General features: G+C 60.6%; 19 protein-coding genes. 5 read left to right on the forward strand and 14 right to left on the reverse strand.

What is annotated here, in order from left to right:
- The 13 genes from AC11W3_RS14575 to AC11W3_RS14635 form a co-directional block, all read right to left on the reverse strand.
- The coding region (locus tag AC11W3_RS14575; protein WP_484093240.1) for a complex I subunit 4 family protein at positions 1–1,294 on the reverse strand (1,294 nt) is incomplete at its 3' end.
- Between the two features lie 82 nt (positions 1,295–1,376).
- Positions 1,377–3,377, reverse strand: coding sequence for an NADH-quinone oxidoreductase subunit L (nuoL, locus tag AC11W3_RS14580; protein ID WP_484093241.1), 2,001 nt, complete (start codon positions 3,375–3,377; stop codon positions 1,377–1,379).
- Positions 3,378–3,511: 134 nt separating this feature from the next.
- Positions 3,512–3,814, reverse strand: a complete 303-nt coding sequence (nuoK, locus tag AC11W3_RS14585) for an NADH-quinone oxidoreductase subunit NuoK (RefSeq protein ID WP_484089664.1) — start codon at positions 3,812–3,814, stop codon at positions 3,512–3,514.
- Between the two features lie 32 nt (positions 3,815–3,846).
- Positions 3,847–4,350: an NADH-quinone oxidoreductase subunit J family protein gene (locus tag AC11W3_RS14590; protein WP_484089665.1), complete on the reverse strand. Its 504-nt coding sequence runs from the start codon at positions 4,348–4,350 to the stop codon at positions 3,847–3,849.
- Positions 4,351–4,360: 10 nt separating this feature from the next.
- Positions 4,361–4,759 carry an NADH-quinone oxidoreductase subunit NuoI gene (nuoI, locus tag AC11W3_RS14595; RefSeq protein ID WP_484089699.1) on the reverse strand — a complete coding sequence of 133 codons (399 nt, stop codon included), beginning with the start codon at positions 4,757–4,759 and terminating at the stop codon, positions 4,361–4,363.
- Positions 4,760–4,803: 44 nt separating this feature from the next.
- Positions 4,804–5,850, reverse strand: a complete 1,047-nt coding sequence (nuoH, locus tag AC11W3_RS14600) for an NADH-quinone oxidoreductase subunit NuoH (RefSeq protein WP_484089666.1) — start codon at positions 5,848–5,850, stop codon at positions 4,804–4,806.
- Between the two features lie 198 nt (positions 5,851–6,048).
- On the reverse strand, positions 6,049–8,511 hold the full coding sequence (locus AC11W3_RS14605) for a molybdopterin-dependent oxidoreductase (protein ID WP_484089667.1): 2,463 nt from the start codon (positions 8,509–8,511) through the stop codon (positions 6,049–6,051).
- A gap of 42 nt (positions 8,512–8,553) precedes the next feature.
- On the reverse strand, positions 8,554–10,335 hold the full coding sequence (gene nuoF / locus AC11W3_RS14610) for an NADH-quinone oxidoreductase subunit NuoF (RefSeq protein ID WP_484089668.1): 1,782 nt from the start codon (positions 10,333–10,335) through the stop codon (positions 8,554–8,556).
- Between the two features lie 22 nt (positions 10,336–10,357).
- The gene (nuoE, locus tag AC11W3_RS14615; RefSeq protein WP_484089669.1) at positions 10,358–10,888 is read right to left on the reverse strand and encodes an NADH-quinone oxidoreductase subunit NuoE; all 531 of its coding nucleotides are present in this window, start codon (positions 10,886–10,888) and stop codon (positions 10,358–10,360) included.
- 115 nt (positions 10,889–11,003) lie between these two features.
- Positions 11,004–12,173 (reverse strand): NADH dehydrogenase (quinone) subunit D, encoded by a 1,170-nt coding sequence (gene nuoD / locus AC11W3_RS14620; protein ID WP_484089670.1) that lies wholly within the window; start codon positions 12,171–12,173, stop codon positions 11,004–11,006.
- Between the two features lie 40 nt (positions 12,174–12,213).
- Positions 12,214–12,699, reverse strand: a complete 486-nt coding sequence (locus AC11W3_RS14625; RefSeq protein ID WP_484089671.1) for an NADH-quinone oxidoreductase subunit C — start codon at positions 12,697–12,699, stop codon at positions 12,214–12,216.
- 33 nt (positions 12,700–12,732) lie between these two features.
- Complete coding sequence (locus tag AC11W3_RS14630) at positions 12,733–13,245, reverse strand: NuoB/complex I 20 kDa subunit family protein (RefSeq protein ID WP_484089672.1); 513 nt, start codon at positions 13,243–13,245, stop codon at positions 12,733–12,735.
- Positions 13,236–13,592 (reverse strand): NADH-quinone oxidoreductase subunit A, encoded by a 357-nt coding sequence (locus AC11W3_RS14635; RefSeq protein WP_484089673.1) that lies wholly within the window; start codon positions 13,590–13,592, stop codon positions 13,236–13,238. The genes AC11W3_RS14630 and AC11W3_RS14635 overlap by 10 nt, the downstream gene beginning before the upstream one ends.
- Positions 13,593–13,965: 373 nt before the next feature.
- On the opposite strand from AC11W3_RS14635, the gene hemL reads away from it, so the two are divergent.
- The gene (gene hemL / locus AC11W3_RS14640; protein WP_484089674.1) at positions 13,966–15,249 is read left to right on the forward strand and encodes a glutamate-1-semialdehyde 2,1-aminomutase; all 1,284 of its coding nucleotides are present in this window, start codon (positions 13,966–13,968) and stop codon (positions 15,247–15,249) included.
- A gap of 180 nt (positions 15,250–15,429) precedes the next feature.
- Here hemL and AC11W3_RS14645 read toward each other — a convergent pair whose 3' ends face one another.
- Positions 15,430–16,461 (reverse strand): GspE/PulE/PilB domain-containing protein, encoded by a 1,032-nt coding sequence (locus AC11W3_RS14645; RefSeq protein WP_484089675.1) that lies wholly within the window; start codon positions 16,459–16,461, stop codon positions 15,430–15,432.
- Positions 16,462–16,752: 291 nt separating this feature from the next.
- On the opposite strand from AC11W3_RS14645, the gene AC11W3_RS14650 reads away from it, so the two are divergent.
- From AC11W3_RS14650 to atpE, 4 genes are all read left to right on the forward strand, one after another.
- Complete coding sequence (locus AC11W3_RS14650; RefSeq protein ID WP_484089676.1) at positions 16,753–16,998, forward strand: AtpZ/AtpI family protein; 246 nt, start codon at positions 16,753–16,755, stop codon at positions 16,996–16,998.
- Positions 16,967–17,359: an ATP synthase subunit I gene (locus AC11W3_RS14655; protein ID WP_484089677.1), complete on the forward strand. Its 393-nt coding sequence runs from the start codon at positions 16,967–16,969 to the stop codon at positions 17,357–17,359. The genes AC11W3_RS14650 and AC11W3_RS14655 overlap by 32 nt, the downstream gene beginning before the upstream one ends.
- Before the next feature lie 5 nt (positions 17,360–17,364).
- Entirely contained in the window at positions 17,365–18,054 is a 690-nt protein-coding gene (atpB, locus tag AC11W3_RS14660; RefSeq protein ID WP_484089678.1) for a F0F1 ATP synthase subunit A, read from the forward strand.
- 129 nt (positions 18,055–18,183) lie between these two features.
- Positions 18,184–18,468 carry an ATP synthase F0 subunit C gene (gene atpE, locus AC11W3_RS14665; RefSeq protein WP_484089679.1) on the forward strand — a complete coding sequence of 95 codons (285 nt, stop codon included), beginning with the start codon at positions 18,184–18,186 and terminating at the stop codon, positions 18,466–18,468.
- The last annotated feature ends 63 nt before the right edge of the window (positions 18,469–18,531 follow it).

Below are 18,531 nucleotides of genomic sequence, written 5' to 3' on the forward strand. Positions count from 1 at the left end.
AGACGGCGGAGAGGATGACGCCGGAGGAGGCGATGATCGCGTAGATCCTCATGTTGCTTTCGAAGGCGCCCAGGAGGACCAGGAACTCGCCGACGAACCCGTTGGTGCCCGGGAGGCCGATCGAGGAGAAGGTGACGATCATGAAGATGGTCGCGAAGATCGGCATCTGCTTGGCGAGGCCCCCGAACTCGGAGATCTCACGGGTGTGGCGACGCTCGTAGATGAAGCCGACGATAAGGAACAATGCGCCGGTGGATACGCCGTGGTTGAGCATCTGCAGCATGCCGCCCGCGACGCCCTGCTGGTTGAGGGCGAAGAGGCCCATCATTACGAAGCCGAGGTGGGCTACGGAGGAGTAGGCGACCAGCTTCTTGACGTCTTTCTGCATCATGGCGACCAGCGAGGCGTAAACGATGCCGATCACGGAGAGGGTTGCGATGAGCGGCATGAACTGGGCCTGCGCATCCGGGAAGAGCGGCATTGCGAAGCGGACGTAACCGTAGGTACCGCACTTGAGGAGGACGGCGGCCAGGATCACGGAGCCAGCGGTCGGAGCCTCGGTGTGCGCGTCAGGCAACCAGGTGTGCAGCGGGAACATCGGGACCTTGATGGCGAAGGCCAGTGCGAAGGCCAGGAACATCCAGGTCTGGCTGACCGGGTCGAGGTGCAGATCCCAGAAGCGGAGCAGGTTGAAGTCGCCGCCGCCCGCCTTGAAGTAGAGGGCGATCAATGCGACCAGCATGAGGAGCGAACCGACCATGGTGTAGATGAAGAACTTGAGAGCCGCGTAGATCCTGTTCTTGCCCCCCCAGATACCGATCATGAAGTACATCGGGATCAGCATCACTTCCCAGTAGATGTAGAAGAGGAAGAGGTCGATGGCGACGAAGGTGCCGATCATGCCGACTTCGAGAAGCAGCAGGCAGATCATGTACTCCTTCACCTTCTCCTCGACCGCGGTCCAGGTGGAGAGGATGGCGATCGGCATGATGAAGGTGGTCAGGATGATGAGCCAAAGCGAGATGCCGTCCATACCCAGGTGATAGTTCATCTGGAAGGGACCGGCCGCGATCCAGGGCACGTTCTCGATGAACTGGAACCCGCCGACGTTACCCGGCGCCTGCGGATTGTACCCGGTGATCAGGGGAATCGAGGCGACGAAGGTCACCGCCGACACCGCCAGGGCGAAGGTACGGAGCAGGCCGTGGTTGTTCTTGGGCATGAAGAGAAGGAGGATCGCCCCGATCAGCGGTGTGAAGGTTAATATGCTCAGTAACGGTAGCGTCTGGCTCATTTACTCTGCTCCTTTAACTTAAAGGTCAAATCTTTGGTTACGGCAACCCGCCTTCGCCAAGGCTTCGGCGGGTTTCGAAGTCTTAACGGAAGAGGTAGACGGCGACGATTACCACCACGCCGAGGGCCATGGTGAAGGCGTAGTTGTGCACGAAGCCGGTCTGCACGTGGCGCAGCACACCACTGAAGCCGCGGAACACGGCGGCGACGCCGTTGACGATGCCGTCGACAACCAGCACGTCGAAGCCCTTCCAGAGGAAGTTACCGAGGGCCTTGCAGGGGTTCACGAAGACGAAGTCATAGATCTCATCGACATACCACTTCTTGTAGACAGCGCGGTGCAGCGCCGGGAAGGTCGCGGTGAACTTCTCCGGGATAGCAGGATTGATGATGTAGAGGGCGTAGGCGACCGCGATGCCGCAGCAGGCGATCAGCACCGAGACTCCCATCAGCCCCCACTCGGCGGATTCGCTGTGCAGGCCGTGCAGACCCTGGTGATGCATGTACTCGGTGGAGTAGGCAAGCACCGGCTCCAGGTAGTGCTCGAATGCGTTCGGGATGCCGCCGAGAGCCTCGCCGAGGACTTTCGGCACGCCGATCCAGCCGCCCAGGATGGAGAGGATGGCCAGCACGATCAGCGGCAGGGTGATGACGATCGGGGACTCGTGCAGGTGATGATAGGCCTTGTCGGAGAGCCTCGTGGTCCCGAAGAAGGTCATGAAGACCAGGCGGAACATGTAGAAGGCGGTCAGGCCGGCGGCGGTGGCGCCCACAGCCCAGAGGACGATGTTGGCGCTGCCGTGGAACGGGTTGGCGTAGGCCTGCCAGAGGATCTCGTCCTTGGAGAAGAAGCCTGCGAAGCCCGGGATACCTGCGATGGCGATGGTGGCGACCAGGAAGGTGAGGAAGGTGATCGGCATCTTCTTCCTGAGACCGCCCATGTTCCTCATGTCCTGCGGGTCGGCTTCGGAGTGCTCATGGTGCAGCGCATGGTGCATGGCGTGGATGACCGAGCCGGAACCGAGGAACAGGCAGGCCTTGAAGAAGGCGTGGGTCATCAGGTGGAAGACGCCGGCGCCGAAGGCGCCAACACCCATGGCCAGGAACATGTAGCCGAGCTGGGAAACGGTCGAGTAGGCAAGTACGCGCTTGATGTCGTTCTGTGCGGTGCCGATGGTGGCCGCGAAGAGCGCGGTGGCGGCGCCGATGCAGGCGATCACGAAGAGTGCTTCCGGCGACTTGATGTAGACGAAGTTCATGCGGCAGATCATGTAGACACCGGCGGTGACCATGGTGGCCGCGTGGATGAGTGCCGAGACCGGGGTCGGGCCTTCCATCGCGTCCGGGAGCCAGGTGTACAGAGGAATCTGGGCCGACTTGCCGGTGGCGCCCAGGAAGAAGCAGAGGCAGATGATGGTGGTCACCCCGCCGACCGGGAAGAGGTCGGCGTTCTTGGCCAGCTCGGTGAAGTCGATGGTCCAGACGCCGTGGCTTCCCAGGAAGTAGAACATGAAGAAGAGGCCGAGGAGGAAACCGAAGTCGCCGACCCTGTTCATCACGAATGCTTTCTTACCAGCGTCGCCGGCGGACTTCTTGTGGAAGTAGTAGCCGATGAGGAGGTAGGAGCAGAGGCCCACGCCCTCCCAGCCGACGAACATCAGCAGGAGGTTGGAGCCGGAGACGAGCAGCAGCATGGAGAAGGTGAAGAGGTTCAGGTAGGTGAAGTACCTGTAGAACCCTTCCTCTCCGTGCATGTAGCCGATCGAGTAGAGGTGGATCAGGGAGCCGACCCCGGTGACCACCATCAGCATGAGGGCGGAGAGGGGATCGATCAGGAAGGCTACGTCAGCCTTGAAATTGCCCGCCTGGATCCAGGTGAAGACGTGCTTCACGTAGTGCCGCTCCTCGCCCGGCAGACTCAGGAGCTGGAACAGAATCCCGCAGGCGACCAGGAAGGAGCCGGCGACAGCAAGGGTCGCGATCCCACCGATGACGGCTTCATTCTTAATCTTTTTGCCGAATAGGCCGTTGATTACCACCCCGATGAGTGGAAAAAGGGGGATCAACCATACGTATTCAAACATTCCTGACTCCTTTACACCGAATTCTTAGTTTCGCGTATCGCGTTTTCGAGTTGCGCGGAAAGATCACTGTCTCAGGCGTTGTCGGCCGACTGCGGTTCGCGCCGCGAAGGGCGCTCCTACAACGCAAGAGCGGTCTAGAGCTTCATCACGTTGATATCTTCGACGTCGATGGACTCGCGGTTCTTGTAGAAGGCGATCATCAGCGCCAGACCCACGGCTGCCTCAGCGGCGGCCACGGTCATGACGAAGAAGACGAAGATCTGCCCGTCGATGTGACCAAGGTACCTGGAGAAGGCGATGAAGGTCAGGTTGACCGCGTTCAGCATCATCTCCACGCACATGAAGATGACGATGGCGTTCCTTCTCGTCAGCACGCCGATGCACCCTATCGAGAAGAGAATGGCTGAGAGTATCAGGTAGTTGTTCAAGGCTAACATTTCATCACCCCTCTTAATCGCTTACAAAAGCGTTAGATTTTCTTTTTGGCCAGGATTACGGCACCGACGATGGCAGCAAGAAGCAGAATCGAGGTGACCTCGAACGGGAGCAGGAAGTCGGTGAAGAGCGCCTTGCCGATCAGCTCGACGTGGCCTGTCTTCACGATCATCGCCTTGTCCATCGGGCCGGTGGCGCCGGACACGCTCCCCTTGATCAGGAACCAGCAGGTCTGGAAGAGGACGAAGACGCCGATCACGGTTCCCGCCAGCACCGCGTGGGTGCCGCGCTTGGCGCTCTCGGTCCTGATGTTCAGGAGCATGATCACGAAGATGATCAGGACCATGATGGCGCCGGCGTAAACGATCACCTGCGTCGCAGCCATGAAGGGAGCGTCCAGCATGACGTAGAAGGTCGCCAGGCAGAAGAAGGTCATCACCAGCGACAGGGCGCTGTTGATCGGGTTTTTGCAGGTGATCACCAGGAGGCTGGAGATGACGGCCACCGCGGCCACGACGATAAAGAAGATCGATTCCATTGCTGCTCCTTTATTTCTTTTCTAAGAGTCGCTCTTTGGTAAAGGTGAAGTCGGCGCGCTTGTAGTTGGCGAGCTCGAAGGTCTGCGTCATGCGGATCGCGTCCACGGGGCAGGCCTCTACGCAGTAGCCGCAGAAGATGCAGCGCAGCATGTCGATCTCGTACTTGGCGGCGTACTTGTCGTGGTTCTGGTCCTCGCCGGCCTCGACCGTGATGCACTTGGCCGGGCAGACGGTGGGGCAGAGGTAGCAGGCCACGCACTTCGCCTTGTCGTGCGAGACGTTCAGTGCGTGGAGGCCACGGAAGCCGACCTCGATGGTGGGGCGCTCGGTCGGGTACTGCAGCGTGACCGGCTTGGCAAACATATGTGATAAAGTGATCTTAAGACCTTGAAGGAGCGGCATTATCATTTTCGGCACCTCGCCTTATAGTTTGTTACGGTTCTTGGAATCCACTACTTGCTTATGAACATCACCCAAAGGCCGGTAGCGACCACGTTCAGCAGGGTGAGCGGCAGGAACACCTTCCAACCCAGACGCATGAGCTGATCGTAGCGGTAACGCGGGTAGGTGGCCCTGATCCACATGCAGCAGAAGATCAGGAAGTAGACCTTGGCGACGAACCAGAACCAGCCGGGGAGGAATGCCGGACCGTGCCAGCCGCCCAGGAAGAGGGTGGTGGTGACGGCGCAGACGGTTACCATGTTGGCGTATTCAGCCATGAAGAACATCGCGTACTTCATGGAGGAGTATTCGGTGCAGAAACCGGAGACCAGCTCCGTCTCGGCCTCGGGAAGGTCGAACGGGGTCCTGTTGATCTCGGCCAGCGAGCAGATGAAGAAGATCACGAAGGCCAGCGGCTGCTTGAAGACGTACCATGCGCCGTCCGCCTGAAGCGCCACGATCTTCTGCAGCGAGAGCGACTCGGAGAGCATGAAGACCGAGATGATGGCGAGGCCCGCGGCCAGCTCGTAGGAGACCATCTGGGCGGCGGAACGGAGGCCGCCCAGGAGGGAGTACTTGGAGTTGGAGGCCCAGCCGGCGAGCACGATGCCGTAGACGCCGAGCGAAGCCATGGCCAGGATGTAGAGGACGCCGACGTTGATGTCGAAGATCTGCCCGGACTGGTCGTAGTAAGCGGCGATCTGCAGCGGAACCGAGTAGCCGAAGACCGTGACCTTATCGCCGAAGGGGATGACCGCAAAGGAGATGAAGGCCGGGACCAGCGCCACGAGGGGGGCTAACAGGAAGGCGAACTTGCTTGCCTGGCTCGGTACGATCTCTTCCTTGAAGAACAGTTTCACACCGTCTGCGATCGGCTGCAGCAGGCCGTGCCAACCGGTCCTCATCGGTCCCAGGCGCACCTGCATGTGGCCGATGATCTTTCTCTCCGCGTAGGTAGCGTACGCTACGGTCAGGAGCACAAAGACAAAGGCTACGAGCACCTTGGCAACCATGGCTATGTAGTACGCGACCGGCAGTCCTAAGATTAGCGTATCCATCTGATAGTCTTCCCCTCTTGTTTGTATTTGAGCCGATGTTCGATTTTGCCGTTTACTTCCCCATATGCTGAAGAGGTAGTGCAACCCTCCCCTTTGCAGAAGGGGACCTGCTTGCTATCTCCCCCCTTGATTGATAAAGGGGGTCGGGGGGATTAATCCCCCTAAATCCCCCTTTTTCAAGGGGGACTTGGGATCCTATTACTTGCCTACGGTAACCCAGGTGACTGCGCTTCCGTCGGTGACGGAGTTGATCGACTCCTCGCCAAAGTGGTACGGGGCGAAGACCACGCCCTGCGGGACGCGCTTGCCGACCTTGGCGGTGAGGCTGACCGTGCCGGTGCCGGAGGTCACCTTGACGGTGTCGCCCTCGACGATCTTCAGGGCTGCCGCGTCGGCGATGGAGAGCTCGGCGTAGCCGTCCGGGCAGACGTACATCGGGCCTTCACCGAAGCGGGACATGGTGCCGCAGTGGTAGAGCGCCGAGCCGGTGAGAAGAGCCAGCTTCCCTGCGGCCGGAGCCTGTGCCTTCCCGGAAACCGCAACCAGCTTGGGAGCGGTCTTGACCGGGTAGACCGCACCGACATCGGTGAGTCCCGCCTGGGTGAGACCGGCGTAGGCCGGGACGGTAGCGGCGATCTCGGCGAAGACGTCGGCCTGCTTGGCGTAGCGGGCCCCGCCGAGAGCGGTGTTGATGGTGGTGAGGATCTCGAAGTCGCTCTTGGAGAGCCCGACCGGCTTGATGGCCTGGCGCACGTTCTGGACCCTGCGCCCCAGGCTGGTGAAGGTACCGGACTTCTCGGCGAAGGAGGAGGCCGGGAGCACCACGTCGGCGAGTTCAGCGGTCTCGGTCAGGAAGAGGTCGGAGACCACCAGGAACTCGACGTTGTCGAGGGCCTTCGCCACCTTCTGGCGATTCGGGTAGGAGACCACCGGGTTTTCGCCGGCGATGAAGAGCGTCTTCACGGAGCCGGAAGCGGCGCCGTCGATGATGGCCTGGGCGGAGAGGCCGTTTGCCTGCGGGTAGATCCCGAGGTCGGCTGCGCCCTGGCTGTTGTTCTTCTCGCCCATGATGAGGAGGCCTGCGCCTTCCTTGCCGATCTGGCCGGTGAGGATGGCCAGGTTGGCGGCTGCCTGGGTGAGGGCCGCGTCATGGCCGGGGTAGCCCTGGCCGAGCGGGAGGATGATCAGCGCCTTCCCTGCCGAGGCGAACTCCTTGGCGAGGGTGGCGATCTCTTCAGCGGTGACGCCCGGGACTTCCTTGGCGGCACCGGCAAGCGACGCCTTCAGTTCGGCCAGGCCTGCCGCGCCTTCCACGGCCAGACCCTGCTCGATGACCGAGGCGGCGAGGGCGTTGAAGAGGGCGAGCTCGGCGCCGGGGGCGTGGACTGTGGTCTTGGCGCCCGGGAGCCTGGAGAGCTTGCCCTTCTTGTCGGAAACGATCCTGAGGCCGACGTCCTTGCGCTTCACGCCCAGGTTGATCTCGAAGCCGATGACCGGGTGGGTTTCGTAGGCGTCGGTCTTGACCACCAGGAGGAGGTCCGATTTCTGGATGTCGGCGATCTCGGAGGGGGAGGCGGTGATGCCGAAGCTTGCCTTGGCCCCTTTGGTCAGCCCCTCGTGGGCGTAACCCGCCGAGTGGTCGATGTTGTCGGTGCCGATGGTGCCGCGGAAGAGCTGCCCGAAGACGAAGAGCTCCTCGTTGGTGAGCCTCGGAGTGGTCAGAGCCGCCACGGAGGCCGGGGCCGCCTTGGCAGCCTTGAGCTTGTCGATCACCAGGGCCAGCGCCTCGTCCCAGGAAGCTTCAACCAGCTGGCCGTTCTTGCGGACGAGCGGGGTGGTGAGGCGCTTCTCGGAGTTGATGAACTGGTAGCCGAAGCGGCCGCGGGTGCAGAGCTGGCCGTTATGGAAGCCCTGGTTCTCGTCGTAGACGGTGGTCAGGACCTTGTTGTCCTTGACGCCCAGGGTCAGCTGGCAGCCGGTGCCGCAGTAGGAGCAGACGCTCTTGACCTTGTTGAGCGCCCACCAGCGGGCCTTGAACTTGAACGGACGGGAGTTGAGCGCCCCGACCGGGCAGACCGACACGCAGGAGCCGCAGAACTCGCAGGAGAGCGGTCCGTCGAACTCGGTCCCCATCTTGGCCTCGATGCCGCGGTTGATGAAGGTGTAGGCGCCGTAGGATACGATCTCGTCGCAGATCCTCGCGCACTTGCCGCAGTGGATGCAGCGGTTCATGTCGCGCTCGATCAGCGGGTTGTCGTAGTCGATGGCGTGGTTGAACTTCTCGTCCACGAACCGGTTGGTGTTCACCTTGTACTCGAAGGTGAGGTTCTGCAGGTCGCAGTCACCCGCGGCGTCGCAGACCGGGCAGTCGATCGGGTGCTTGAGGAGGAGCAGTTCCAGAACGAGCTTCCTCGCCTTGACGATCTCGTCCGTCACGGTCCTGACGATCATCCCCTCGGTGACCGGCGTGGTGCAGGCGGGGATCAGCCTCCCCTTCATCTGCTCCACCTCGACAAGGCACATGCGGCAGCCGCCGAACGGGTGCAGCTTCTTGTCATGGCAAAGGATGGGTATCTTTACGCCGCAGGCCTTGGCCGCGTCGTAAATGGTAGCGTCTCTTTCTACCGAAACCTGCTTATCGTCTATCGTAAGATTTACCATCTCGACCTCTGTTCTCCCTCGAGTCTTTTGGAAAGCTCTATTCTACTCAATGGCCATGAAGCGGCAGGCATCGTAGCACGACTTGCACTTGGTGCACTTGTCCTGCAGCAGTTCGGCAACCTGACCCTTCTCCCACACGATCGCGTTGGAGGGGCAGGCCCTCAGGCAGGCACCGCACTTCACGCACTTCTCCGGGACCACCTTCCAGAGCAGGAGCTCTTTGCAGGAGTTGGAGGGGCAGCGCTTGTCGATGATGTGGGCCTCGTACTCGTGCCGGAAGTATTTCACCGTGGAAAGGATCGGGTTCGGCGCCGTCTGGCCGAGGCCGCAAAGCGAGGCCTTCTTGATGGTGGCGCCCATCTCCAGCAGGGTGTCGATGTCGGACATCTCGCCGCGACCGGTGGTGATCTTTTCCAGGATGTCGAGCATGGCCTTCAGGCCGATACGGCAGGGAACGCACTTGCCGCAGGACTCCATCTTGGTGAAGGTCAGGAAGAAGCGGGCCACGTCGACCATGCAAGTGGTCTCGTCCATGACGACCAGACCGCCGGAACCCATCATGGCGCCCGCCTTGATGAGGGAGTCGTAGTCGACCGGGGTGTCCAGAACTTCAGCCGGGATGCAGCCGCCGGAGGGGCCGCCGGCCTGGACGGCCTTGAACTTCCTGTTGTTGGCGATACCGCCGCAGACCTTGTAGATAACGTCGCGGACCGACATGCCGGCCGGAACTTCCACGAGACCGGTGTGCTTGACCTTGCCGGTGACGGCGAAGATCTTGGTCCCCTTGGTGGTGTCGGTGCCGAGCGATGCGTACCAGTCGGCGCCCTTGTTGATGATGTGGCGGACGTTGGCGAAGGTCTCGACGTTGTTGATGTTGGTCGGGAAGCCCCAGAGGCCCTTGACCGCCGGGAACGGCGGACGGGGACGCGGCATGCCGCGCTCGCCCTCGATGGAGGCCATGAGTGCGGTTTCCTCGCCGCAGACGAATGCGCCTGCGCCCTTCTTGATCCTGAGATCGAAGTCGAAGCCCCAGCCCTGGATGTTCTTCCCGAGGTAGCCCTTGGCGTAGCAGGTGTCGAGCGCCTTCTGGAGGCGGTCGATGGCCAGCGGGTACTCGGCGCGGACGTAGACGTAGCCGGCGGTGGCGCCGATGGCGTAGGCCGCGATCATCATCCCCTCGATGACGCAGTACGGGTCGCCTTCGAGGATGGAGCGGTCCATGAAGGCGCCCGGGTCGCCCTCGTCGGCGTTGCAGATCAGGTATTTGTGATGGCCCGGAGAAGCGGCGCAGAAGGACCACTTCATGCCGGTCGGGAAGCCCCCGCCCCCACGGCCACGAAGGCCGGACTTCTTGACCTCGTCGATGACCTCGGCGGGCTTCATCTCCTTGACGCACCTCTCGATGGCCTTGAAGCCGTCCTCTTCGAGGTAGGCGCCGAGGATCTCGGGGTCGATCTGGCCGCAGCCGGTCATGACCACGCGCATCTGCTGGTCGACGAAGGTGTTGTAGTACTCCTTAGCCTTCTTCTTCTCGATCACCTCGTTGCCGACGATGTGCTGGTCCAGGATGCCGGCGACGTCCGCGACCTGCACGAAGTCGTAGGTGACGCGCCCGAGCTCGGGGGTGATGACGTCAACCAGCACGTCGTTGGCGCAAAGGCCGCGGCAGCCGGTCTTGACGACGTCGCAGCGCTTGCCGACCTGGGCAACGATCCCCTTTTCCTCTATCAGCCTGGTGAACTCGGCCTCAACCTGCTTGGCGCCGGCCGAGATGCCGCCGGTTCCCTGACAGATAAGAATTTTTACTGCTGCATTTTCGCTCATGACAAATGGTCCCCTGGGAAAATTACTTAGGCTCCGGCTTCATCGGCCTTTGGTTGTAGGTTTCTACAATCTCGTCGACCTTCTGGACCGTCATCTTTCCGAAGGTGTCGTCGTTGACCATCGCCAGAGGAGCCATGCCGCAGGCGCCCAGGCAGGCAACCTTCTCGAAGGTGTAACGGAGGTCCGCGGTGGTCTCGGCGTGGCCGATGCCCAGGCGGCCGAAGAAGGTCTCCACGATACGCTCGGCGCCCTGCACGTGGCAGGCGGTACCGACGCAGACCCTGATGATGTAGCGGCCGCGCGGTTTGAGGTGGAACTGAGCGTAGAAGGTCAGCACGCCGTAGATCTGGCTCGGGTAGACGTTCAGCCGCTCGGCGACCAGGTCAATGGTCGGCCGGGGGACGTACCCGTACCAGTCCTGGATCCCCTGCAGCACCGGCATCAGGTTGCCGGGCAGGGTCAGGTACTTGTCGATTATATGGTTGGCTTCGGTGAGGTCGATTACTTCCGGCGTCTCTTCAGCCTGGATCGCTTCGGCAGGAGCGTTAGACATTACCCCTTCTCCTTTATCTATCAATTGTTGTAGGGTGCACTGGTTACTTGTTAGCGGCCGGTTCCGGAAGGGCAATGATCATTCGCCCTTCCGCTGCCCTACCGTGTACTGCTTGCTACCTGTCGATTTCCCCGAGGACGATGTCCAGGGTTCCGATCACGGCAACGAGGTCCGGAAGCATCGAGCCCTTGGCCATCTTCTCGATGGCGCCCAGGTTCACGAATGAAGGGGGACGGACCCTCATGCGGTACGGCCTGTTGCCACCGTCGGAGACGATGTAGTAGCCGAGCTCCCCTTTCGGGTTCTCGACACCCTGGTAAACCTCACCCTCGGGAACCGGGAAGCCTTCGGAAGCGATCTTGAAGTGGTGGATCAGCCCCTCGATGGAGTTGTAGACGCTCTCCTTCGGCGGGTAGCACACCTGCGGCGCATCGGCCAGGATCGGTCCGGGCTTGAGCTTCTTCAGCGCCTGGTCGATGATCTTGACCGACTCGCGCATCTCCACCAGGCGGACCTTGTAGCGGTCGAAGGTGTCGCAGTTCTGGCCGACCGGCACTTTGAAGTCGTAGCCCTCGTAACCTGCGTACGGGTCGTCACGACGGAGGTCCCAGTCGACGCCGGAGCCCCTGAGGGCCGGGCCGGTGATGCCGTAGTCGATGGCGTCTTCCGCGCTGATCACGCCGTTGCCGACGGTCCTCTGCAGCCAGATGGTGTTCTTGGTGAGGAGCCCTTCGTAGGTATCGAAGTGCCCCGGGAAGGTGTCGACGACCTCCTGCACCTTCTGCTCGAAACCGGTGGGGAGTTCCTTGGAGAGGCCGCCGATCCGGTAGTAGTTGGAGGTCATCCTGGCTCCGGAGACCATCTCGTAGAGCTCCATCACCTTCTCGCGCTCGCGGAAGGCGTAGATGAAGACGGTCATGGCGCCGATATCGAGGGCGTGGCAGGCGATCCAGACCAGGTGGCTCTTCAGACGGGTGAGCTCGGTCATGATGACGCGCACGGTCTTGGCGCGCTCGGGGACGTCGATGCCCAGAAGCTTCTCGACGGCCAGCACGTAGCCAAGGTTGTTGCTCATGGGGGCCAGGTAGTCCATGCGGTCCGTGAGGGGGAGGACCTGGTGAAAAGTCCGGTGCTCGGAGAGCTTTTCGATACCCCGGTGCAGATAACCGATGTGGGGGGTGATCTTCTGTATCACCTCGCCGTCCAGCTCTACTACGAGCCGCAAAACGCCGTGGGTACTGGGGTGCTGGGGCCCCATGTTCAGTGTCATTATCTCGCTAGCCATTGATCGCCTCTATTTTTAGATGGATATCGTGTTGTTCAGACTACGACAGTCGCCCTTTGTACGGTTCACGGTCAGGTCCCTGCAGCGGGTAGTCCTTCCGGAGCGGATGCCCGACCCAGTCGTCTGTCATCAGGATGCGGACCAGGTTGGGGTGGTTGTTGAAGGTGATCCCCATCAGGTCGTAGGTCTCACGCTCGAGCCAGTTGGCCGAGTTCCAGAGAGCCGTCGCGGAGTCGATGGTGGCATCAGCCTCGGTCACCGGCGCCTTGACCCTGATCTTGTCCTTGTTCGGGATCGACTGCAGCTGGTAGACCACCATGTAGCGGGGGTCCTGTCCCAGGTAGTCGACCGCGGTGACGTCGGTCAGGAAGTTGTAGCGGAGATCGTCCTTCAGGCACTTGAGGACTTCCAGGATCCTTTCCTTCTTCACGGTCACCGTCACTTCGCCGCGGAACTCCTTGCAGTCGAGGATGGAGTCGGCAAAACGCTCCTTGAGCTTCACTACAGCGCGATTATTTTCTGCCATGTCAGCCTTACCTTTCCCTTTGGTCGTTGTAAATTACGCGGCCGGTTCGAGTCTTTCGCCCAGACCGATAGAAGAGCCGAAGGTGTTGCGCTCCTTGCCGATCTTTTCCTGCAGCTTAATCAAGCCGTAGAGCAGCGCCTCGGGGCGCGGCGGGCAGCCCGGGATGTAGACGTCGACGGGGAGCGCCTCGTCGATACCCTGCACGACTGAGTAGGTGTCGAAGACGCCGCCGGAGCAGGCGCAGGCGCCCATGGCGATGACCCACCTCGGTTCCGGCATCTGCTCGTAAACCCTCTGGATGACCGGGAGCATCTTCTTGGTCACCGTGCCGGCAATGATGATGCAGTCCGACTGACGCGGGGAGGCGCGGAAGATGATACCGAAACGGTCAAGGTCGTGCTTGGCCGCACCGGTCGCCATCATCTCGATCGCGCAGCAGGCAAGACCAAAGGTCATCGGCCAGATGGAGGACTTCCGGGCCCAGTTAACAAGGCTGTCCAGGGAAGTCGTGATGATGTTTTCGCCAAGCGGCTGATCTACTCCCATTCCAGTGCTCCTTTTTTCCAAACGTATACGTATCCCACGAAGAGGATGACAATGAAGATCCCCATCTCCACGAGGCCGAACATGCCGAGCCTCTTGAAGAGGACTGCCCACGGATAGAGGAAGACGGCCTCGATGTCGAACAGGATGAAGAGCATCGCGATCAGGTAGAACTTGATCGAGAAGCGCTCACGCGCGGTTCCGACCGGGTCGCAGCCGCACTCGTAAGGTGCGAGTTTAACCTGCGACGGCTTTTTCGGTCCGATCAGCGAAGAGAAGATCACCGACCCGAGTCCGAAGCAGACCGCTATGACAACCAGCACCAAGATTGGCAGATAAGCACCAAGCATCCCTATCCTCCCGTACTTCCAAAGGTATGTTTTTTGTTGCACGCACACTGAAATGCCGTATACTGCACGCTTCTTTCCCTTCCCGCCCCGATCCCATTAGAAAAACAGGAAGAAGGTGCGGTTGAAAAAGGTATACTGTATACAACATCGCGGAAGAAAGTTATTTCATTCCACCAACTTTGTCAAGAAGAAAATTTTTTAATTTTTGAGAAAAGTGGCCTATTTGTGTATACGCGGGACGAATCACATTAGAATTTCGGGGTGCAAAATGTGCCCAAAAAACGAGGTTTTTATTCCTTGACATAGAAGCCGCCGCTATGCTACCACACTCGGGATTACTCAATAATTAACAGTGGGTTAGGAGAATTTACTTATGGAAACAAGCCGCTCTACAAAACTTTTCCAGCAGGCGATCAAGTCCATTCCCGGTGGCGTAAACAGCCCGGTACGCGCCTTCCGCTCGGTGGGCTCCGACCCCCTGTTCATCAAGAAGGCCGCCGGTCCCTACATCTACGACGAGGACGGCAACACCTTCATCGACTATGTCGGCTCCTGGGGCCCCATGATCCTCGGCCACTGCCCCGCCCCCGTCGTGGCCGCCATCAAGGCAGCGGTCGATAACGGTGCGAGCTTCGGCGCTCCGACCGAGCTGGAGATCACCCTGGCCGAGATGGTCATCGACGCGGTCCCCTCCATCGAGATGGTGCGCATGGTAAGTTCCGGCACCGAGGCCACCATGAGCGCCATCCGCCTGGCACGCGGCTACACAGGCCGGGACAACATCCTCAAGTTCTCCGGCTGCTACCACGGCCACTCCGATTCCCTGCTGGTCAAGGCCGGCTCCGGCGCCGCCACCTTCGGAGTCCCCGACTCCCCTGGCGTTCCCGCCGACTTCGCGAAACACACCCTGACCGCCACCTATAACGATCTCGGCTCCGTGAAGGAACTGGTCGCCGCCAACTCCGGCACCATCGCCTGCATCATCGTGGAGCCGGTGGCAGGGAACATGGGAACCGTGCCCCCCAGGGAAGGGTTCCTCGAAGGGCTGAGAGAGATCTGCACCCAGGAAGGGATCGTGCTGATCTTCGACGAGGTCATGTCCGGCTTCCGCGTCGCCTACGGCGGGGTGCAGGAGCTCTACGGCGTCACACCCGACATGACGACGCTCGGCAAGATCATCGGCGGCGGCCTCCCCGTCGGGGCCTTCGGCGGCAAGAAGGAGATCATGAGCCAGCTGTCGCCCGCGGGCGGAATCTACCAGGCCGGCACCCTCTCCGGCAACCCGCTGGCCATGACGGCTGGGATCGAGACCCTCAAGCTCCTCAAGCAGGACGGCTTCTACCAGAAACTCGAGGAGAAGAGCAAGTTCGTGGCCGAGGGAATCGCCAAGGCCGCCAAGGACGCCGGCTTCCCGCTCTACTCGACCCGGGTCGGCTCCATGTTCTGCGCCTTCTTCTCCAAGGAAGCGGTCTACGACTGGAACACCGCCGCGGCCTGCGACACCAAGGCCTTCGCCAAGTACTTCCGCCTGATGCTGGAGGAAGGGGTCTACCTCGCCCCGTCGCAGTTCGAGACCGCCTTCGTCTCCATCGCCCACAGCCAGGACGACCTGGAGAAGACCATCGCAGCCGCGGCGAAGTCCTTCAAGGCGCTGTAGGTTGACAGGAGCCCCTCCCATCAAGGGAGGGTGAGACTAACGAAAATGGCGCCCCTTTGTCGGGGGCGCCATTTTTTCGTCTACCTTTTTCGTCTATCAACGCCAGACGAAGCGGCCGCGAACAACTGCGGCCTTCGCTGCGGGGTAACCGCTCCTACAGTCTCGCCTGTACGTTCCGGGTCAGCAGTTCCTGATCCTCTTCCTGGTGCAGATCATCTCGAAGGTCAACTCCGCCATGGTCGCCACCTTCTGCAGCTCGAAGACCCCTCCGGCCAATCGCCCTTTCAGATCGACGGCACACAAAAGCGCAGCCACCAGACCTTCGACGGCAAGCGGGAGCAATAAGGCGGGCGATGGGGGAGTCCCACCCATGGCCAGGATCAGCTGCCCTTCAGTACCTTCCGCCGACAACTCCCCGACATAGAGCCGCCTCTCCTCGACCACCCTTTTGATCAGCGGCGCATCCTCCACAGGGGTAGTGAAACCGGCAAAGCCCTCGACACCCTCTCCCGCGTTGACAGCCTGCACTCCCAGCACGACGCCGCGCCTGACGCTCAGGAAGGCGCCCCTGTCAAACTCGCCGCCAAGATAGGCCAGCAGGGCGGCCACCACCTCGGCCTCGCCCGCGGCTGCGGAAAATTTCTGGGCCAGGCTCCCCACCGACACTCGAGATGGTACACGCTTCGCCACCACCCCCAGGTCAACCTCGCCATCCCACCCCTGGGCAGAGGCTCCCGCAAATCTGGATCTCGCCCCCCCTTCCACCGGGATGTAGCGGACCATCCTCTTGATCCCGAAGTAGCGCTCCAGGGCCATGGAGAGGCGCAACTCGGAGCAGACCCGGGGTACGACGATCAGCCCGGTGACAAAACCGATTTCATCGATGGCTGCGAAATCCGACGGATCCGCCATGGCAAGAGTAAGCTTCTTGCCGTTGATGGCGACAGGGAGCACGCGGTAGCGCCGCACCATCTCCCGGGGGATCAGGCTCAGCAACTCCTGCTGAATCGAGTTGAGCGCCGCGGGTTCCACGCAGGGAACCCCCAACTTCTCATTTAAAACCCGTGCCAGCTCGTCCTCTCCAAGGAGCCCCATCTCAACCAGATTGGTGCCTAGCCTGCCGCCGTAGATTGCCTGGGCGTTGAGTACCTGCTCCAACTGCGCCTCGGTCAGAGCGCCCACTTTAAGCAACATCTCGCCTAGCATTGCCATGGTACACCTCCGAAGAAAGGCTGGTTTACCGTCAGCGGATCGACCTCGCATCAGAGCCTTCATCCCATTTTACCCGCGTCAAGGGGGGGTGCAATGTGGGAGGGAGAAACGTATACCTCCGCCAGGTGATCAGGAACGGGCGCCGAGCTGACGAAGGCGACTTTACTCAGGGCGGTAAATCGTTATTTTTGTTACGGGGTCTTCTCGGAAATTAATTGACATAGTGCTCGCTGCCGTGCTATTTAGCCTAGGTTTTCTTCCGTGCAGGCAGCGGAAAAGGAGACGGCCGATATGGACGAGGAGAAGAAGAGCCTGCTGAAAACGCTCGGGATGGTCTCCACCATGGGGATCTCCTTCGCGGTGGCCATCGTAATCGGCATCTTCATCGGTCTCAAGCTGGACGCCTGGCTCGGAACCAAGCCGTGGTTCTTTTTCATCTTTCTTTTCTTCGGCATAGTGGCGGGTTTCCGCAACATATTCATTCTTGCCGGAAAAGAAATGCGCAATGGCGGGTCCGACGAGGATAAACGAGAATAACATAGTCAGCTGGGTGGTGGGCGGAAGCCTGACCCTCGCTGCGGTTGCCGGGGCAGTAACAGCGATCGCCGTCTCCCCAAGGTTCGGCGGCTCCCTCTTTGCTGGAGGGGTGCTGGCGACGGCCAACTTCCTGTGGATCAGGCGGGGCCTGGAAGCGGCCCTGAGCATTCTGCCGGCCAACGCCGCTCGCTTTGCGCTGCTTCGTTATCTTTCGAGGCTCGCCATCATGGCGTTCCTTCTGTATTTCCTGATCGTTCATCTGGGCGCAGACATCATCGGACTGCTCCTCGGATTGTCGGTCATCGTGATGAACATAATCGCATTTTCAATATACCTGTCTACCCGTAACCAAGGAGGCTAGCTGCAATGGTTCATCCGTATCTGTTTCTCCAATTCTTCCGTGAAATCTTCGCTCCGCTCGGCATTGGCGAGGGTGGCGCGGACGCCATCGTCTACACCTGGCTGATCATGCTCCTGCTGGTGCTGCTCTCCATCGCCGCAACCAAGGGGCTTAAGGCAGTTCCCTCCGGGCTGCAGAACTTCATGGAGGTTGTGGTCGGCGGCATCGAGAACATGCTGGTCGAGACCATGGGCGAGCACGGCAAGCCGTTCTTCCCGCTGGTGGCCACCCTGGCGCTCTTCATCCTGATTTCGAACCTGATCGGCCTGGTCCCGGGCTTCTTCCCGCCGACCGCCAACATCAACACCACCGCGGCCTGCGCGGTCATAGTCTTCATCACCACCCACATTGTCGGTGTGAAGCACCATGGCGCCGGCTACATCAAGCACTTCCTGGGACCGATCATGTGGCTGGCCCCGATGATGTTCTTCATCGAAGTCATCGGCCACTTCAGCCGCGTCATCTCCCTGACCCTTCGTCTCTTCGGCAACATGAACGGCCACGAACTGGTGCTGATCATCTTCTTCGGCCTGGCACCGTTCCTGGTACCCCTGCCGATGATGCTGATGGGCGTGCTGGTCTCCTTCATCCAGGCCTTCGTCTTCATGCTGCTGGCCATGATCTACATCCAGGGCTCGCTGGAGCATGCGCATTAGGAACGTGAAAGGTGAAAGGTGAAGGGTGAATAAAACCCGCGGCCTTTGACCTTTCACTTTTCACCTTTCACCTTTCACATTTTTCATTCCTATACTGTTTAGGAAAATAAACCGCAGAAGGAGAAACAAATGAGCTTTTTTACCATGTGTGTACTCGCAGCCGGCATCGGCATGGCACTCGGCACCCTCGGAACCGGCATCGGCCAGGGCCTCGCAGTCAAGTCCGCCGTTGAAGGCGTTTCCCGCAACCCCGGCGCTTCCGGGAAGATCCTGACCACCATGATGATCGGTCTGGCCATGATCGAGTCCCTCGCTATCTACGCCCTGGTCGTCTGCCTCATCATCCTCTTCGCCAACCCCTACAAGGACGTTGCGCTGAAACTGGCTGAGACCGTTGGCGCTGTTGCGAAGTAATCAGTTCCAGTTGTAATGCAGTAACCGGGCGTGCCTTGCGGCACGCCCTTTTTTTTGCCCTCG

It is taken from the genome of Geomonas sp. (assembly GCF_056994735.1).

Excerpts from the sequence above, each read along its gene's own strand:
- nuoL (WP_484093241.1), bottom strand. The coding sequence starts at position 3,377 with ATGTTTGAATACGTATGGTTGATCCCCCTTTTTCCACTCATCGGGGTG.
- nuoK (WP_484089664.1), bottom strand. The coding sequence starts at position 3,814 with ATGTTAGCCTTGAACAACTACCTGATACTCTCAGCCATTCTCTTCTCG.
- AC11W3_RS14590 (WP_484089665.1), bottom strand. The coding sequence starts at position 4,350 with ATGGAATCGATCTTCTTTATCGTCGTGGCCGCGGTGGCCGTCATCTCC.
- nuoI (WP_484089699.1), bottom strand. The coding sequence starts at position 4,759 with ATGATAATGCCGCTCCTTCAAGGTCTTAAGATCACTTTATCACATATG.
- nuoH (WP_484089666.1), bottom strand. The coding sequence starts at position 5,850 with ATGGATACGCTAATCTTAGGACTGCCGGTCGCGTACTACATAGCCATG.
- AC11W3_RS14605 (WP_484089667.1), bottom strand. The coding sequence starts at position 8,511 with ATGGTAAATCTTACGATAGACGATAAGCAGGTTTCGGTAGAAAGAGAC.
- nuoF (WP_484089668.1), bottom strand. The coding sequence starts at position 10,335 with ATGAGCGAAAATGCAGCAGTAAAAATTCTTATCTGTCAGGGAACCGGC.
- nuoE (WP_484089669.1), bottom strand. The coding sequence starts at position 10,888 with ATGTCTAACGCTCCTGCCGAAGCGATCCAGGCTGAAGAGACGCCGGAA.
- nuoD (WP_484089670.1), bottom strand. The coding sequence starts at position 12,173 with ATGGCTAGCGAGATAATGACACTGAACATGGGGCCCCAGCACCCCAGT.
- AC11W3_RS14625 (WP_484089671.1), bottom strand. The coding sequence starts at position 12,699 with ATGGCAGAAAATAATCGCGCTGTAGTGAAGCTCAAGGAGCGTTTTGCC.
- AC11W3_RS14630 (WP_484089672.1), bottom strand. The coding sequence starts at position 13,245 with ATGGGAGTAGATCAGCCGCTTGGCGAAAACATCATCACGACTTCCCTG.
- AC11W3_RS14635 (WP_484089673.1), bottom strand. The coding sequence starts at position 13,592 with ATGCTTGGTGCTTATCTGCCAATCTTGGTGCTGGTTGTCATAGCGGTC.
- hemL (WP_484089674.1), top strand. The coding sequence starts at position 13,966 with ATGGAAACAAGCCGCTCTACAAAACTTTTCCAGCAGGCGATCAAGTCC.
- AC11W3_RS14645 (WP_484089675.1), bottom strand. The coding sequence starts at position 16,461 with ATGGCAATGCTAGGCGAGATGTTGCTTAAAGTGGGCGCTCTGACCGAG.
- AC11W3_RS14650 (WP_484089676.1), top strand. The coding sequence starts at position 16,753 with ATGGACGAGGAGAAGAAGAGCCTGCTGAAAACGCTCGGGATGGTCTCC.
- AC11W3_RS14655 (WP_484089677.1), top strand. The coding sequence starts at position 16,967 with ATGGCGGGTCCGACGAGGATAAACGAGAATAACATAGTCAGCTGGGTG.
- atpB (WP_484089678.1), top strand. The coding sequence starts at position 17,365 with ATGGTTCATCCGTATCTGTTTCTCCAATTCTTCCGTGAAATCTTCGCT.
- atpE (WP_484089679.1), top strand. The coding sequence starts at position 18,184 with ATGAGCTTTTTTACCATGTGTGTACTCGCAGCCGGCATCGGCATGGCA.